The organism is Cellulomonas oligotrophica (assembly GCF_013409875.1).
In the GTDB taxonomy this organism is placed as follows: domain Bacteria; phylum Actinomycetota; class Actinomycetes; order Actinomycetales; family Cellulomonadaceae; genus Cellulomonas; species Cellulomonas oligotrophica.
Map to the genome: position 1 here is coordinate 1,148,566 of NZ_JACCBK010000001.1, position 14,868 is coordinate 1,163,433.

Genomic DNA, 14,868 nt, shown 5'->3' on the forward strand with positions numbered 1-14,868 from the left:
GCGGCAGGTCAGGGGGTGCGCAGGGCCCGACGCAGCTCGAGCCAGCGGGTCAGCACCTGCGGCCACACGTGGTGCCCGAGCCCGTAGACGTGCCCGGTGCGCGGCAGCCGCCCCCCGTGGGCGCCGCGGTGCACCACCACGGTCTGCAACGAGGTGGTGGCCCACAGGCCCTCGCGGCCGTGGCGCGCCCCGAACCCGGACGCCTTCGTCCCGCCGAGGGGCGCGGCGACTGCGCCGTACGCACCGGCGTAGCCCTCGTTGACGACCACGGCACCGGCCTGCACGCGGGCGGCGAGGCGGGCGCCGCGCCGGGTGTCGGCGGTCCAGATGCTCGCGAACAGCCCGTGCTCGGTGTCGTTCATGGCGGCGACGGCCTCGTCGTCGGACGCGACGGGGTACAGCGCGACGACGGGCCCGAACGTCTCCTCGCGGGCCAGGCGGGCGTGCTCGGGCACGTCGGTCAGCACCGTCGGCGCGTAGAACCACGGCCCGAGGTCGGTGCGCTGCTCGGCGCCCGTGAGCACGGTCGCGCCCAGCCCGACGGCGTCCTCGACGTGCTCCACGACGGTCGCGAGCTGCGCGGCCGACGCGAGCGAGCCCATGTCGGACCGGTAGTCCAGGCCGGGCGCGACCCGCAGCTGGCGCACCCGCCGCACGAACGCGTCGGTGAAGTCGCGGCGCACGGCCTCGTGCACGTAGATCCGCTCGATGCTCAGGCACAGCTGGCCGGCGGAGCCGAAGCAGGCGCGCACCGCACCCTCGGCGGCGACGTCGACGTCGACGTCCTCCGCGACGTACATCGGGTTCTTGCCGCCGAGCTCGAGCACCACGGGGACCCCGAGCTCACCGGCCCGTGCGGCGAACACCCGGCCCGCCGCGGTCGAGCCGGTGAACGACGCGTGGTCCACGTGCTCCAGCAGGCCCATGCCGACGTCGGGGCCGCCCACGACGACCTGCACGACGTCGGCGGGCAGGCCGGCGTCCTCGAGCAGCTCGTGGCACCACAGCAGCGTCAGGGCGGTGCGCGGGTCGGCGCGCAGGAGCACGGCGTTGCCGGCCGCGACCGCGGGCAGCACGTCGCCGAGGCCGAGCGTCAGGGGGTAGTTCCACGGTGCGACGACGGCGACGACGCCGACGGGGTGGCGCAGCACGCGGGCGGACGACACGAGGGGCAGCACGCCGGCCTCGCGGCGCGGCGCGAGGTAGCGACGGGCGCGCACGGCGTAGTGGCGGGCGACGTTGGCGACGTCGCCGACCTCCTCCCAGGCGTGGCCGCGGGCCTTGCCGGTCTCGATCTGCAGGAGGTCGAGCACGTCGCTCTGCCGCTCGAGCAGCAGGTCGTGCACGCGGCCGAGCACGGCGGTGCGCTCGCGCAGGGGGCGGGCCGCCCAGGTGCGCTGCGCGGCGCGGGCCCGCCGGGCCGCGGCGGGCAGGTCGTCCGGCGTGGTCAGCGGGACGGCCGCGATGGGGGCCCCCGTGAACGGCGTGTGCGAGGTGCTCGTCGCCGCCGCGGGCCCGGCGACGACGCGCGCGAGCAGGCTCCGCACGTCGTCGGGCTCCAGGACGTACGTGGCGAGCGGGTCGGTCTCGGGGTCGTGCAGGTCCGCGTGCTCGTGCGCCATCGCGTCAGGGTACGCGCGGTGCGGGCGGGCGGCCGGTGCACACGCACCGCCGCCCGCCCGTTCACCCGCGTCGCGGGCCGCTCACCAGCCGAGGCTCTCCCGGACCTGCGGCTCGGCGAGCGCGAGCGCGTCGGCCCGCGCCTGCGGGGCGGACGACGCGGCGAGCGCGGCGCGGGCCATCTGCTCGCACTGCTCGCGCGTGTGGTGCCGCAGCGCGAACCGCACGGCCGGCAGCGCGCCGGGCGACATCGACAGGCTGGTCACGCCGAGACCGGTGAGGACGAGGGCCATGAGCGCGTCGCCCGCGGACTCCCCGCACACCCCGACGGGCTTGCCGAGCTCCTGCCCGGCCCGGGCCGTGGCCGCGACGAGGTCCAGCACGGCGGGCTGCCACACGTCGAGCAGGTCGGCGAGCTCGCCGCGCAGCCGGTCGGTGGCCATCGTGTACTGCGCGAGGTCGTTGGTGCCGAGCGAGACGAAGTCCACCTCGGCCAGGATCTCGCGGGCCCGCAGCGCGGCGGCGGGGATCTCGACCATCACCCCGACGGTCGCGACCCCGGCCGCGCGGGCCCGGGCCGCGAAGTCCCGCGCCTCGGCCGGCGTCGCGATCATCGGCGCCATCACCCACGGCGTCGACCCGGTCGCGGCCTGGGCGGCGCCGAGCGCGGCGAGCTGGGTCTCGACGAGCGCGGGGTTGGACCGCACCAGCCGGTAGCCCCGCACGCCGAGCGCGGGGTTCTCCTCGTCGGGCTGCGTCGCGAACGCCAGCGGCTTGTCGGCGCCGGCGTCCAGCGTGCGGACCACGACCTTGCGGTCCCCCATCGCCCGCAGGGCCTGGGCGTACGCCTCGGCCTGCTCGTCCTGGGTCGGGGCGGTGGTCCGCTCGAGGAAGATCACCTCGGTGCGGAACAGCCCGACGCCCTCGACGGGGCCGGCCCCGACGCGCTCGGCGTCGGCGGCCGTGCCGATGTTCGCGAGCAGCGCGACGGCGTGCCCGTCGGCCGTCGCCCCGGGCCCGGTCTCCTGCGCGAGGAGCCGGTCGGCCTCGGCGCGGCGGGCGACGGCGGCGCGCACGTCGTCGCCGGGAGCGACCACGACCGTGCCGTCGGACGCGTCGACCGCGACGTCGACCCCGTCCTCGAGGTCGGTCGCCCCGGCGACGCGCACGACGCACGGCAGCCCGAGCTGGCCGGCGATGATCGCCGTGTGGCCGGTGGGGCCGCCGAGCTCGGTGACGATCGCCAGGACGTTGTCGAGGTCGAGCGCCGCCGTGTCCGCCGGCGCCAGGTCGCGGGCGACCACGACGGACGGGCGGGTCAGCGCGGGCACGCCCGGGTCGGGCAGCCCGAGCGTGCGGGCCACGACCCGGTCGCGGACCGAGCGCAGGTCGGTGACGCGCTCGGCGAGGTAGCCGCCGGCCTGCTCGAACATCTGGGCGAACATCTGCACGACGGCGTCGAGGGCCGCGACCGGGGGCTCCCCCGCGTCGACGCGCGCCAGCACCTGCGTGCGCAGCGCGTTGTCCGCGGCCATCTGGGCGGTCGCGGCGAGCACGTCCCGCACGGTGCCGGTGGCCGCGTCCGCCTGCGTCCGCAGCCGGGCGGCGACGTCGGCGAACGCCGTCTCGACGGCGGCGTGCACCTGGGCGGGCTCGGCCGGCCGGCCGTCGACGAGCAGCGGCGCGTCGGCCGGCACGGTCGGGGCGGGCCGGACCTGGGCGACGGGGCCGACGACCGACCGGCGCCCCACGCCGACGCCGTGCAGCACGCCGCCGGCGGGGGCACCGACGGTCGCCGCGGTCACGACGTCGCCCCCGCGTCGCCCTCGGGCGCGTCGAGGTCGGTCGCGAGCAGGCCGACGAGCTCGTCGAGCGCCCGGTCCGCGTCGGGGCCGTCGGCGGCGAGGGTGACCTCGGCCCCGTGCGGGATGCCCAGGGACATCACGAACAGGATGCTCGAGGCGTCGACGGGGGCCCCGCCCGCGGTGGCGATCGTGACCGGGACTCCGGTGGCGGCGACGGCCTGGGTGAACAGCATCGCGGGGCGGGCGTGCAGCCCGACGCGGGAGGCGACGGCGACGGTGCGCTCGGCCATGGGGTGTCTCTCCTTCGGGACGGGGACGGGTCGTGCGGGCCTCAGGCGGCCTGGGCGGCCAGGGCCTGGTCGTCGGCGGCCCGGTCGGCCGCGACGAGCGGGTCGTGCTTGAACGTCTTGAGGACGACGACGAGCAGCGCGGTGACGACCGTGCCGATCGCGACGGCGGCGACGAACCCGAGCGGGTTGCCGATGAGCGGCAGGACCCACAGGCCGCCGTGCGGGGCGACGAGCGTCGACCCGAAGGCCATGGTCAGCGCACCGGTGACGCTCGACCCGACGACGGAGGACAGGATGATCCGCCACGGGTCCGCGGCGGCGAACGGGATCGCGCCCTCGGAGATGAACGAGACGCCCAGCAACCACGCGGCCTTGCCGTTCTCCTGCTCGGCGTGCGTGAACAGCTGCTTGCGGACCGTCGTGGCCAGCGCGAGCGCGAGCGGGGCGACCATGCCGGCGGCCATGACCGCGGCCATGACCTGGTACTGCACGGCACCGGGCTGCAGGCCCTCGGTGGCCAGGCCGGTGACGGCGAAGGTGTAGGCGACCTTGTTGATGGGTCCGCCCAGGTCGAAGCCCATCATCGCCCCGAGGATCACGCCCATGAGGACGAGGTTCGCACCGGACAGCCCGTTCAGCCAGTTGGTCAGGCCCGTCATGGCCGAGGCGATCGGCCGGCCGATGAGCACGAGCATCGTGATGCCGACGATCGCGGACGACAGCAGCGGGATCACGACGACGGGCATGATGCCGCGCACGCCCTTGGGGACGTTCCAGCGGCTGATCCACAGCGCCACGAACCCGGCGAGGAAGCCGGTGACGAGGCCGCCGAGGAAGCCGGCGCCGACGAACCCGGCGGCCGCGCCGCCGACGAACCCGGGCACCAGGCCCGGCCGGTCGGCGATCGCGTAGGCGATGAAGCCGGAGAGGACGGGCACGAGGAAGCCGAAGCTCAGCTGGCCGGTCTTGAGCAGGATGACCGCCCAGTGCTGCAGCGAGAGCGGGTCGAACGCGGCGACGACCGTGGTGGCGTCGACCCCCGTGACCTCGATGGCACCCTCGGCCCCGCCCCAGGCGAGCTGCGCGAGCATGAAGCTCAGGGCGATGAGGATGCCGCCCGCGGCGACGAACGGGATCATGTACGACACGCCGGTCATGAGCCACTGCCGGACCTTCGTGCCGGCTCCGGCGTCGCGGTCGACCTTGGTGGCCGGCGCGGCGGGTGCGGGCCCGGCCGACGCGGGGACGCCCGCCTCGACGGCGGCCACGGCGGCGGCGATGACGCCGGGCGCGTCGTGCACGGCCTTCTTGACGCCGACGTCGACGAACGGCTTGCCGGCGAACCGGCCCTTGTCCTTGACCTCGAGGTCGGCGGCGTAGATCACGCCGTCGGCCGCGGCGACGACGGCGGGGTCCAGCGGCGTGGACCCGGCGGCGCCCTGCGTCTCGACCTGGACGTCGTGCCCGGCGGCCTTGCCGGCCTGCTCCAGGGCCTCGGCGGCCATGTACGTGTGGGCGATGCCCGTGGGGCACGAGGTGACGGCGACGAGCTTCATGACGGCACGACCTCTCGGGTGACGATCTCCGCGACGGTCTGCGCGTCCGGCGCGTCGAGGAGGGACTGGCGGAAGGACTCGTGGACGAGGCGCCGGGCCAGGGCCGCGAGGATCTTCAGGTGGTCGGCGTCGCCCTCGGCGGGGGCGGCGATGAGGAAGACGAGGCGGGCGGGGCCGTCGGGTGCGCCCCAGTCGACGCCCTGGGCGAGCTTGCCGACGGCGAGGCTGGGGGCGGTGACGTGCGCCGAGCGGGCGTGCGGCAGGCCGACGCCGCCGGGCATGCCCGTGGCCATCTGCTGCTCGCGCGCGGCGACGTCGGCCGCGAAGCCGTCGGCGTCGGTGACCCGGCCCGCGGCGGCGAGCAGGTCGACGAGCTGCCGCGTGGCGGCGGTCCGGTCGCCCGCGACGAGGTCGACGGCGACCAGCTCGGGGGTGATGAGGGATGTCGACGAGGTCACGTCACAGCTCCTTGGTCGCGAGGTGCGGGTCGGGGTCCAGCACGACGCGGACCTGGTCCACGTCGACGTCGTCGGGGCCGGGCACCTCGGTGCCCGGCAGCAGCACGGCCGCCCGGCCCCAGGCCACGGCGGTCCGCAGCCGGTCGGCGGCGGTGCCGTCGGCGGCGAGGAAGCCCGCGAGGGTGGAGTCGCCGGCGCCGACGGTCGACAGCGGCACGAGCGCGGGCCCGCCCGCCCAGACCGGCTCGCCGGCGCCGACGAGCAGCGCGCCGTGCGCGCCGAGGCTGACGAGCACCTCGCGGGTGCCGAGCGCGATGACCTCGCGTGCGGCGGCGACGACGTCGCCGACCGTGACGAGGTCGCGCCCGACCATCTCGGCGAGCTCGTCCTCGTTCGGCTTGACGAGCGCGAGGCCGCCGGCGCGGACGGCCTGCCCGAGGGGCGCGCCGGACGTGTCGAGCAGGAGCGGCACGCCGTGCCGGCCGGCGACGTCGGCGAGCCGGACGAAGAAGTCGTCGCCCGCGCCGGCGGGCAGCGAGCCGGCGGCGACGACGGCGCGCGGGGCGCCGGCGAGCTGGGCGTCGACGGCCTCGAGCAGCGCGTCGACCTCGGCCGCGGACAGCCGCGGGCCGGGGGCGTTGATCTTGGTCGTGGTGCCGTCGCGCTCCTGGAGCGTGATGTTGGTGCGGGTGTCGCCGGTGACGGGCACGGGCACCGCGGGCACGCCCTGCTCGGCCATGAGCGCGGTGAGGCGCGCACCGTCGGGGCCGCCGCTGGGCACCACGGCCACGGCGTCGAGGCCGTGACGCACGAGCGCCCGGGCGACGTTGATGCCCTTGCCGCCGGCGTGCACGTGCGTGGTGTGCGCACGGTTGACCTCGCCGACCTCGAGCGTGTCGACGTCGAGCGCGCGGTCGACGCTGGGGTTGGGGGTGACGGTGACGATCATGCGCGCACCACCCGGGTGCCGGCGGCCTCGATCTCGTCGGCGAGCTCGGGCTCGACGGCGGCGTCGGTGATGAGGGTGTCGACGTCGGCGAGGTCGGCCACCCGGGCGAGGTCGACGCGGCCGACCTTCGTGTGGTCGGCGAGCACGACCGTACGCCGGGAGGCGGTGACGAGCGCCCGCTTGACGGCGGCCTCGGCGAGGTCGGGCGTGGTGACGCCGTGGTCGGCGGTGATGCCGTTGGCGCCGAGGAAGGCGACGTCGACGTGGATCTCGGCGAGGTCGCGCAGCGCCCAGGAGCCGACGGCGGCGAGCGTGCGTCCGCGCACGGTGCCGCCGACCAGGTGCAGCGTGGTGCCCGGGCGGGTGGCGAGCACGGTGGCCACGGGCAGGGCGTGGGTCACGACCGTGAGCTCGCGGTCGGTGGGCAGCAGCTCGGCGAGGCGCACGGTGGTCGTGCCGGCGTCGAGGATGACGGCCCCGCCGTCGGGCAGCTCGTCGAGCGCGGCCTTGGCGATGCGCTCCTTCTCCCCCGAGAGCAGGCCCTCGCGGTCCGCCAGCCCGGGCTCGAAGCCGAGGCGCTCGACGGGGATCGCGCCGCCGTGCACGCGGCGCACGAGCCCGTGCCGCTCGAGGGCGGTGAGGTCGCGCCGGATGGTCTCGGGGGTGACGTCGAGCTCGCCGGCGAGGGCGGTGACGTCCACGCGGCCCTCGCTGCGCGCCCGCGTGAGGATCTGCTGGTGTCGCTCCGGTGCGTACACATCGACTCCGTCGTCCCATGCCGCCCGTCTCGGGCGGCCTGTGTCCAGGATCATCCCGCCGTGCCGGGATGTCAAGCCGAGTCGGACACAAACGGATGTGCACGGACATCCGTTCTTGTGGCAACGGACATCGGTCCTAGGTCGCCGGTCGTTCCGGGTCGCACAGGCCTGCGACCAGGGCGGACACTGCGCCGGGCAGCACGGTGCGCGGGGCCCGGACGGACCCCGCGCACCGTCGGGTCAGGCGTTGACGCCCGCGAGCAGGTCGTACAGCTCGTCGGTCGTGCCCGCGTCGGCGACCCGCTGCGCCTGCTCGGTGTCCGCGAACACGAGCGCGATGCGCGACAGCACCTCCAGGTGCTGCCCGTCCACGCCCGCGATGCCCACGACGACCCGGACGGGTGAGCCCTTCCAGTCGAGGGGCTCGGCGTACCGCACCACCGAGATCGCCGACCGCCGGATCTGGTCCGTCGCGTCGAGCGTGCCGTGCGGGATCGCGAGGCCGTTGCCCATGAACGTCGTCATGGTCCGCTCGCGCTCGAGCATCGCCTCGACGTAGGCGGGCTCGACGGCCCCGCCCTCGACGAGCAGCGCACCGGCCTCCCGGATCGCCTCCTCGTACGTGCGGGCCGTGCCCTCGGCCCGGCAGGCGGCCCGTGCCAGGACCTCGCTCACGGCGCCTCCCCCGCCCCGGCCGCAGCGCGCGACGCGCCGACCTCGGCCACCACGTCGTCGTACACGGGGCTGTTCATGAAGTTGTCCACCGAGACGTGCCGGGTGGTCGGCGCGTGCTGCCGGGCCCGCTCGGTGAGCTCGCGCTGGCTGACGACCAGGTCCGCCGCGTCGTCGTCGAGGGTCGCGACCGCCTTGTTGACGACCGTCACACCCTCGATCCCGGCCTTGCGCAGCTTGTCGCGCAGGACGGCCGCGCCCATCGCCGACGACCCCATGCCGGCGTCGCAGGCGAAGACGATCGTGCGCACCGGAGCCGCCGTGCCGGTGGCACCGACCAGGGAGGAGAGGGCGGCGCTGCTGCGGCCCTTGTTGGCCTCGGTCTGCGCGACGGCGGCGGCGAGGTCGCCGCTCTCGCCGGCAGCCAGGTCACGCTTGCGGCTCGCCCGCAGGATCACGGCGGCCACGAGGAACGAGACCGTCGCGGAGAGCACGACCGAGAGGATCACGCCGAGGTAGCTGTCGCGCGACGTCTGGGCCAGGACCGCGATGATGCTTCCCGGTGCCGCCGGCCCCACGAGCCCGCTGCCGAAGACGACGTTCGTCGCCACACCGGTCATGCCGCCGGCGATGGCCGCGACGATCAGCACCGGCTTCATGAGGACGAACGGGAAGTAGACCTCGTGGATGCCGCCGATGAAGTGCACGAACATCGCACCGGGCGCGGTCGACCGCGCCGCACCGACGCCCAGCAGCGTGTAGGCCAGCAGGATGCCCAGGCCCGGGCCGGGGTTCGCCTCGACGAGGAACAGCAGCGACTTGCCCTGCTCGACGACCTGCTGCGCCCCGAGCGGGACGAGCACGCCGTTGCCGATGGCGTTGTTGAGGAAGAGCACCTTGGCCGGCTCGACGATGATGCTCATCAGCGGCAGCAGGCCGTTGTCAGCCAGCCACGCCACGATGTCGCCCAGCCAGGTGCTGATCTGCGAGACGACCGGGGCGATGCCGAAGAAGGCCGCCACGGACATGGCCCCGCCGACGATGGCGGCGGAGAACATGTTGACGAGCATCTCCAGGCCCGGCTTGAGCCTGCCGTCCCAGAGGCTGTCGACGAGCTTCATGACCCACGCGGCCAGCGGGCCGACGATCATCGCGCCGAGGAACATCGGCACGGTGCTGCCGACGATGATGCCGAGCGTCGCGATCGTCGCGACGACGCCGCCGCGCTCGCCGTGCACGAGCCGCCCGCCGGAGTTCGCGATGAGCAGCGGCAGCAGGTAGGTGACCATCGGGCCGACGAGCCCGAGGTACTGCCGGAACGTGGTCCCGTCCTCGGCGAGGACGAGCTGGGTGGCGGCCCCCTGCCAGGCGCCCGGCAGGTCGGCGTTGCCGAAGCCGCCGAGCATCTCGTTGGGCAGCCACCCGACGCTGATGAACAGCGCCGTGATCAGTCCCCAGGCCAGGAAGGCGGGGAGGTTCGGCATGATCATGCCGGTGAGGAAGGCACCGAAGCGCTGGAGGCGGACCTGGGCGGTCCGGCCTCGGCTCAGGGTCGGTGCGGCCGATGCGGTGGTCGTCATGGCCAGTTCACACTCCGCTGGTGATCGTCGTTGATCCGCTGCGTCCGCCGTGCGGCCGCGGGTCGTGCTGGGGTGGTGGTGCGGGTCGTGCGTGGTGGTCGCGGGCCCGGGAGGGGGCCGGTCCCGCCGTGCACCCGCACCGGCGTCGACGTCGGTGCGGGTGCCCCGGGGCGCGGGGCCCCGGAGGTCAGGGCTCGATCGTGACCTTGATGCCCGTGCCCTGCCGCACGACGTCGATGCCGTCGAGCACCTGGTCGAGCGGGAGGCGGTGGGTGATGAGGTCGTTCACGGGCACCGAGCCGTCGGCGATCATGCCGAGGGCCTGCTTGTTGTGCTGCGGGCTCGAGCCGTTCGCGCCGACGATGGTCAGCTCGCGGTAGTGCACGACGTTCGAGTCCAGCGTGATCGTCGGGCGGTCCTTGGGCAGCCCGCCGAAGAAGCTGATCCGGCCGCGCGGGGCGACCATCTTCAGCGCCTGCTCCTGCGCCGCGCCCGAGGCCGCCGCGGTGATCACGACGTCCGCACCGCGCCCGCCGGTGAGCTCGAGCACCGCCTCGACGGGGTCGACGTCCGCCGCGCAGATCGCCGCGTCGGGCTTGACCGCCTCGGCGGCCATGTCGAGCCGCTCGCGGCTGAGCTCGACGAGGTAGACCGTCGACGCCCCGCGGGCGCGGGCCAGCCGCACGTGCAGGCAGCCGATGGGGCCGGAGCCGACGACCACGACGGTGTCGCCGTCGTGCACGTCGGCCAGCTCCTGGGCGTTGATGGCGCAGGCGAAGGGCTCGGCCACGGACGCCTCGGCGTACGAGACGCCCTCGGGGATCCGGTTGAGGCCGTCGACCGCGAGGACCTCCTTCGGGACGACCATGTGGGAGGCGAAGCCGCCGTCGAAGTCGTAGCCCATGGAGACCTGGTTCGGGCAGATCGTCATGATGCCGGCGCGGCACCAGTCGCAGGTGCCGCACGGGATGGCGGCGATGACCTGGACACGGTCGCCGGCGGCCCAGCCCTCGACGCCGTCGCCGACGTCGACGATCTCGCCGGCGATCTCGTGGCCCATGACGCGGGGCGGCACGATGCGCAGGTGGCCGGCGGTCGAGATCTTGACGTCCGTGCCGCACATCGAGCAGGCGCGGACGCGGATCTTCACCTCTCCCGGGCCCGCCTCCGGCTCGGGGGCGTCCTCGAGCCGGACGTCACCGGGGGCGTAGAAACGGAAGACCTTCATCGCTCTCCTCGCAGGGGTGTCGCGGGGCGTCCGTGGCCCGCCGGCGCACGGGGTGCGCTGCCGGGGACCTCGGTGTCCCTCGGTGCGGAGGCAGGGTCGCTCCCCGCATCCGTCGTCAGGATGGCCCCGGGCTCACAGCAGTGTCAACCCATTCCCACACGCTCGGCGGCAAACGGACCTCCGGAATGTGAGAACGGGCAGATCAGACGATCGAGGACGGCTGGACAACGGTCCAGGGTCCCGGGTGAGACGCCACGACCGGGTGGACCCGGTGCGACCTCCCGGCACCCGGTCGGGGCGTCCGGCGGCACCCGACGAGGGCGGGAACGACGACGGGCCGGCCCGCGGAGGGGCCGGCCCGTGCGGGTCCGGTGCGCCGACGAGGGTCGGCGGGTGCTCAGAAGGGCTGGTAGGGCGAGACGACGACCTCGATGCGCTGGAACTCCTTGAGGTCCGAGTAGCCGGTCGTCGCCATCGCACGACGCAGGGCACCGATGAGGTTCAGGGTGCCGTCCGCGGTGCGGCCCGGGCCGAAGAGGATCTGCTCGAGCGTGCCCGCGGTGCCCACGTGCACGCGCTCGCCGCGGGGCAGGTGCGGGTGGTGCGCCTCCGGGCCCCAGTGGAACCCGCGCCCGGGGGCCTCGGACGCCCGGGCCAGCGCGGCACCGAGCATGACCGCGTCCGCGCCGCACGCGATCGCCTTCACCAGGTCGCCCGAGCGGCCCACGCCACCGTCGGCGATGACGTGGACGTACCGGCCGCCCGACTCGTCGAGGTAGTCGCGGCGCGCGGCGGCGACGTCCGCCACCGCGGTCGCCATGGGCGCGTGGATGCCGAGCGAGACACGCGTGGTGTGGGCCGCGCCGCCGCCGAAGCCGACGAGCACGCCCGCCGCCCCGGTGCGCATGAGGTGCAGGGCCGCCGTGTACGTCGACGCGCCGCCCACGATCACCGGCACGTCGAGCTCGTAGATGAACCGCTTGAGGTTGAGCGGCTCGGCGCGGCCCGACACGTGCTCGGCCGAGACGGTCGTGCCGCGGATGACGAACAGGTCGACGCCCGCGTCGACGACGGTGCGCCAGTGCTCCTGCGTGCGCTGCGGGCTCAGCGCCCCGGCCACCGTCACGCCCGAGTCCCGCACCTCCTGGATGCGCGCACGGATCAGCTCGGGCTGGATCGGGCGCGAGTAGATCTCCTGCATGCGCGCCGTCGCGCGCGCGGCGTCGAGCCCGGCGATCTCCTCCAGCAGCGGCGCCGGGTCCTCGTACCGCGTCCACAGACCCTCGAGGTCGAGCACCCCGATGCCGCCCGCGCGCCCCAGGGCGACGGCGGTGGCCGGGCTCATCACCGAGTCCATCGGCGCGGCCAGCACGGGCAGGTCGACGTGGTACGCGTCGATCTGCCAGCCGACCGAGACCTCCTCGGGGTCACGCGTGCGGCGCGAGGGCACCACCGCGATGTCGTCGAAGGAGTACGCCCGGCGCCCACGCTTGCCGCGCCCGATCTCGATGTCGCTGGTCACCGTCCCAGGTTACCGGCGTCCCGCAGCACGACGGGGCACGGGCCCGCGCGGCGGCGACGTGCCACCGCGCGGCCCGGCGCGTCAGCGACCCGTGTAGTTCGGCGCCTCGACCGTCATCTGGATGTCGTGGGGGTGGGACTCCTTGAGGCCCGCCGGCGTGATCCGGATGAACTTCCCGCGTGCCTGGAGCTCGGGGACGGTGTGCGCACCGACGTAGAACATCGACTGGTGCAGCCCGCCGACGAGCTGGTGGGCGACCGCCGAGAGCGGGCCCCGGTAGGGCACCTGGCCCTCGATGCCCTCGGGGACGATCTTCTCGTCCGACGCGACGTCGGCCTGGAAGTAGCGGTCCTTGGAGTACGAGACGCGCCCGCGCGAGGCCATGGCGCCGAGCGAGCCCATGCCGCGGTAGTGCTTGTACTGCTTGCCGTTGACGAAGACGAGGTCGCCGGGCGACTCGTCGCAGCCGGCCAGCAGCGAGCCCAGCATCACGGTGTCCGCACCGGCCACGAGCGCCTTGGCGATGTCGCCCGAGTACTGCAGCCCGCCGTCGCCGATGACGGGCACGCCCGCCGGGCGGCACACCTGGGCCGCGTCGTAGATGGCCGTGACCTGCGGGACACCGACACCGGCCACGACCCGCGTCGTGCAGATCGAGCCCGGGCCCACGCCGACCTTGACGGCGTCGGCTCCCGCGTCGACGAGCGCCTTCGCGCCCTCGCGGGTGGCGACGTTCCCGCCGATGACCTGCACGTGCGCCGTGCCCGGGTCGGACTTCAGGCGGCTGACCATCTCCAGCATGAGACGGGCGTGACCGTTCGCGGTGTCGACGACGAGCACGTCGACCCCCGCCTCGACCAGCGCGGACGCCCGCTCCCACGCGTCGCCGAAGAAGCCGATCGCCGCGCCGACGACCAGGCGCCCGTCGGCGTCCTTGGTGGCGTCGGGGTACTGCTCGGACTTCACGAAGTCCTTGACGGTGATCAGCCCGCGCAGCACGCCCGCGTCGTCGACCAGCGGCAGCTTCTCGACCTTGTGCTTGGCGAGCAGCGCGGCCGCGTCGGCCCGGCCGATGCCCTCGGGCGCGGTGACGAGCGGCATCGACGTCATCTCGTCGCGCACGAGCCGCGTCTCGAACTCGCCGGGCGGCACGAAGCGCAGGTCGCGGTTCGTGATGATGCCCAGCAGCCGACGCTGGTCGTCCACGACCGGCAGCCCGGACACGCGGTACGTCCCGCACAGGGCGTCGAGCTCGGCGAGCGTCGCGTCCGGCGAGACGGTCACGGGGTCGGACACCATGCCCGACTCGCTGCGCTTGACCCGGTCCACCTGGTGCGCCTGGTCGGCGATCGACAGGTTGCGGTGGAGGATGCCCACGCCACCCTGGCGCGCCATGGCGATGGCCATGCGCGCCTCGGTGACGGTGTCCATCGCGGCCGACACGAGCGGCACGCGCACGGAGATCTCGCGGGTGAGGCGCGAGGTGGTGTCGACCTCGCTCGGGATGACGTCGGTCTCCCCGGGCAGGAGGAGGACGTCGTCGTAGGTGAGCCCGACCCGCGCGAACGGGTCGGCCGGGGCGCCGTGTGCCTGCTCCGTCATCGTCCCAGGATACGTGCCGCCCGGGCCGCCCCGTGGCCGACGGCGGTGCCGACGACGGGGCCCGCGGGCGCGAGGCCCGTCACGGCTGCGGCCGCGGTCAGTCGATGATGCCGCGCCGCAGCCCGATCGCCACGGCCTGCGCCCGGTCGGACGCCCCCAGCTTGCGGAACAGCCGTCGCGCGTGGGTCTTGACCGTGTCCTCGGACAGGTACAGCTCCTGGCCGATCTGGGCGTTCGACCGCCCGTGGCTCATGCCGACGAGCACCTCGATCTCCCGCTTGGTCAGCTGCGCCGGCACGTCACCGGGGCGCAGCGCCGTCGCCTGCCGGCCCTCGTACGGGGCGGCGGGCGCCGGCCCCACGGGCTGCGGCACGAGCGGCGCCGACGTCACGGGGCTGGCCTGGACGTGCGCCGCGACGGCGGCGAGCTCGGCCCGGCCCACGTCGGGCGCGAGGAACCCCCGCGCACCGAGGGCGAGCGCACGGTCCAGCGCCTCGCCGTCGTCGGGCCCGGCGAGCACGACCACGGCGGCCGACGGCGCGACGGTCCGCAGGCGACGGATCGCCTCCGCCGGGCCGGGGGCCGGCAGGTGCGCGTCGAGCAGCACCACGGTCGGAGGGATGCGGCGGGCCAGGGCCAGCAGCTCGTCAGCACTCGCCGCAGCACGCACCGGGGCCAGGGAGGGGACGCCGATCGACGTCACCACCAGCCGCTCTCGCACGCTCGACGAGCCGTGGCACACCACGACGCCAGCCATCAGTTCCTCCTCGAAAGGCCTTGCACGGATCTGAGGCCCCATCGGCGTTACCGGTGGGTCACGTTAGCCCT

At 74.9% G+C, this 14,868-nt stretch carries 13 protein-coding genes; all 13 read right to left on the minus strand.

The window, feature by feature from the left end; genetic code table 11:
• Positions 1-8: 8 nt before the first annotated feature.
• The 13 genes from BKA21_RS04965 to BKA21_RS05025 all read right to left on the minus strand — a co-directional run bounded on the left by BKA21_RS04965 (position 9) and on the right by BKA21_RS05025 (position 14,797).
• A complete protein-coding gene (locus tag BKA21_RS04965) occupies positions 9-1,622 on the minus strand; it encodes a succinic semialdehyde dehydrogenase (RefSeq protein WP_140457248.1) in 1,614 nt (537 codons plus the stop codon).
• Between the two features lie 81 nt (positions 1,623-1,703).
• A complete protein-coding gene (gene ptsP, locus BKA21_RS04970) occupies positions 1,704-3,425 on the minus strand; it encodes a phosphoenolpyruvate--protein phosphotransferase (RefSeq protein WP_239072745.1) in 1,722 nt (573 codons plus the stop codon).
• Positions 3,422-3,715 carry an HPr family phosphocarrier protein gene (locus tag BKA21_RS04975; protein WP_140457249.1) on the minus strand — a complete coding sequence of 98 codons (294 nt, stop codon included), beginning with the start codon at positions 3,713-3,715 and terminating at the stop codon, positions 3,422-3,424. The genes ptsP and BKA21_RS04975 overlap by 4 nt, the downstream gene beginning before the upstream one ends.
• Before the next feature lie 41 nt (positions 3,716-3,756).
• Positions 3,757-5,271 carry a PTS fructose transporter subunit IIC gene (locus BKA21_RS04980; protein WP_140457250.1) on the minus strand — a complete coding sequence of 505 codons (1,515 nt, stop codon included), beginning with the start codon at positions 5,269-5,271 and terminating at the stop codon, positions 3,757-3,759.
• Positions 5,268-5,729: a PTS sugar transporter subunit IIA gene (locus BKA21_RS04985; protein ID WP_140457251.1), complete on the minus strand. Its 462-nt coding sequence runs from the start codon at positions 5,727-5,729 to the stop codon at positions 5,268-5,270. The genes BKA21_RS04980 and BKA21_RS04985 overlap by 4 nt, the downstream gene beginning before the upstream one ends.
• A 1-nt stretch (position 5,730) precedes the next feature.
• Positions 5,731-6,678: a 1-phosphofructokinase gene (pfkB, locus tag BKA21_RS04990; protein ID WP_140457252.1), complete on the minus strand. Its 948-nt coding sequence runs from the start codon at positions 6,676-6,678 to the stop codon at positions 5,731-5,733.
• Positions 6,675-7,436, minus strand: a complete 762-nt coding sequence (locus BKA21_RS04995) for a DeoR/GlpR family DNA-binding transcription regulator (protein WP_140457253.1) — start codon at positions 7,434-7,436, stop codon at positions 6,675-6,677. Before BKA21_RS04995 ends, pfkB begins: the two co-directional genes overlap by 4 nt.
• Before the next feature lie 240 nt (positions 7,437-7,676).
• Positions 7,677-8,111 carry a PTS mannitol transporter subunit IIA gene (locus BKA21_RS05000; protein WP_140457254.1) on the minus strand — a complete coding sequence of 145 codons (435 nt, stop codon included), beginning with the start codon at positions 8,109-8,111 and terminating at the stop codon, positions 7,677-7,679.
• Positions 8,108-9,688, minus strand: a complete 1,581-nt coding sequence (locus tag BKA21_RS05005) for a PTS mannitol transporter subunit IIBC (protein ID WP_140457255.1) — start codon at positions 9,686-9,688, stop codon at positions 8,108-8,110. The genes BKA21_RS05000 and BKA21_RS05005 overlap by 4 nt, the downstream gene beginning before the upstream one ends.
• A 187-nt stretch (positions 9,689-9,875) precedes the next feature.
• A complete protein-coding gene (locus BKA21_RS05010) occupies positions 9,876-10,916 on the minus strand; it encodes a zinc-dependent dehydrogenase (RefSeq protein ID WP_140457256.1) in 1,041 nt (346 codons plus the stop codon).
• 397 nt (positions 10,917-11,313) lie between these two features.
• Positions 11,314-12,438: a GuaB3 family IMP dehydrogenase-related protein gene (locus BKA21_RS05015; RefSeq protein ID WP_140457257.1), complete on the minus strand. Its 1,125-nt coding sequence runs from the start codon at positions 12,436-12,438 to the stop codon at positions 11,314-11,316.
• An 81-nt stretch (positions 12,439-12,519) separates the two neighbouring features.
• Positions 12,520-14,040: an IMP dehydrogenase gene (gene guaB / locus BKA21_RS05020; RefSeq protein ID WP_140457258.1), complete on the minus strand. Its 1,521-nt coding sequence runs from the start codon at positions 14,038-14,040 to the stop codon at positions 12,520-12,522.
• Positions 14,041-14,137: 97 nt separating this feature from the next.
• Positions 14,138-14,797, minus strand: a complete 660-nt coding sequence (locus BKA21_RS05025; RefSeq protein ID WP_140457259.1) for a response regulator transcription factor — start codon at positions 14,795-14,797, stop codon at positions 14,138-14,140.
• Positions 14,798-14,868 lie beyond the last annotated feature (71 nt).

Coding starts and splice junctions, on each gene's coding strand:
- BKA21_RS04965 (WP_140457248.1), bottom strand. CDS start 1,622: ATGGCGCACGAGCACGCGGACCTGCACGACCCCGAGACCGACCCGCTC.
- BKA21_RS04975 (WP_140457249.1), bottom strand. CDS start 3,715: ATGGCCGAGCGCACCGTCGCCGTCGCCTCCCGCGTCGGGCTGCACGCC.
- BKA21_RS04980 (WP_140457250.1), bottom strand. CDS start 5,271: ATGAAGCTCGTCGCCGTCACCTCGTGCCCCACGGGCATCGCCCACACG.
- pfkB (WP_140457252.1), bottom strand. CDS start 6,678: ATGATCGTCACCGTCACCCCCAACCCCAGCGTCGACCGCGCGCTCGAC.
- BKA21_RS05005 (WP_140457255.1), bottom strand. CDS start 9,688: ATGACGACCACCGCATCGGCCGCACCGACCCTGAGCCGAGGCCGGACC.
- BKA21_RS05010 (WP_140457256.1), bottom strand. CDS start 10,916: ATGAAGGTCTTCCGTTTCTACGCCCCCGGTGACGTCCGGCTCGAGGAC.
- guaB (WP_140457258.1), bottom strand. CDS start 14,040: ATGACGGAGCAGGCACACGGCGCCCCGGCCGACCCGTTCGCGCGGGTC.
- BKA21_RS05025 (WP_140457259.1), bottom strand. CDS start 14,797: ATGGCTGGCGTCGTGGTGTGCCACGGCTCGTCGAGCGTGCGAGAGCGG.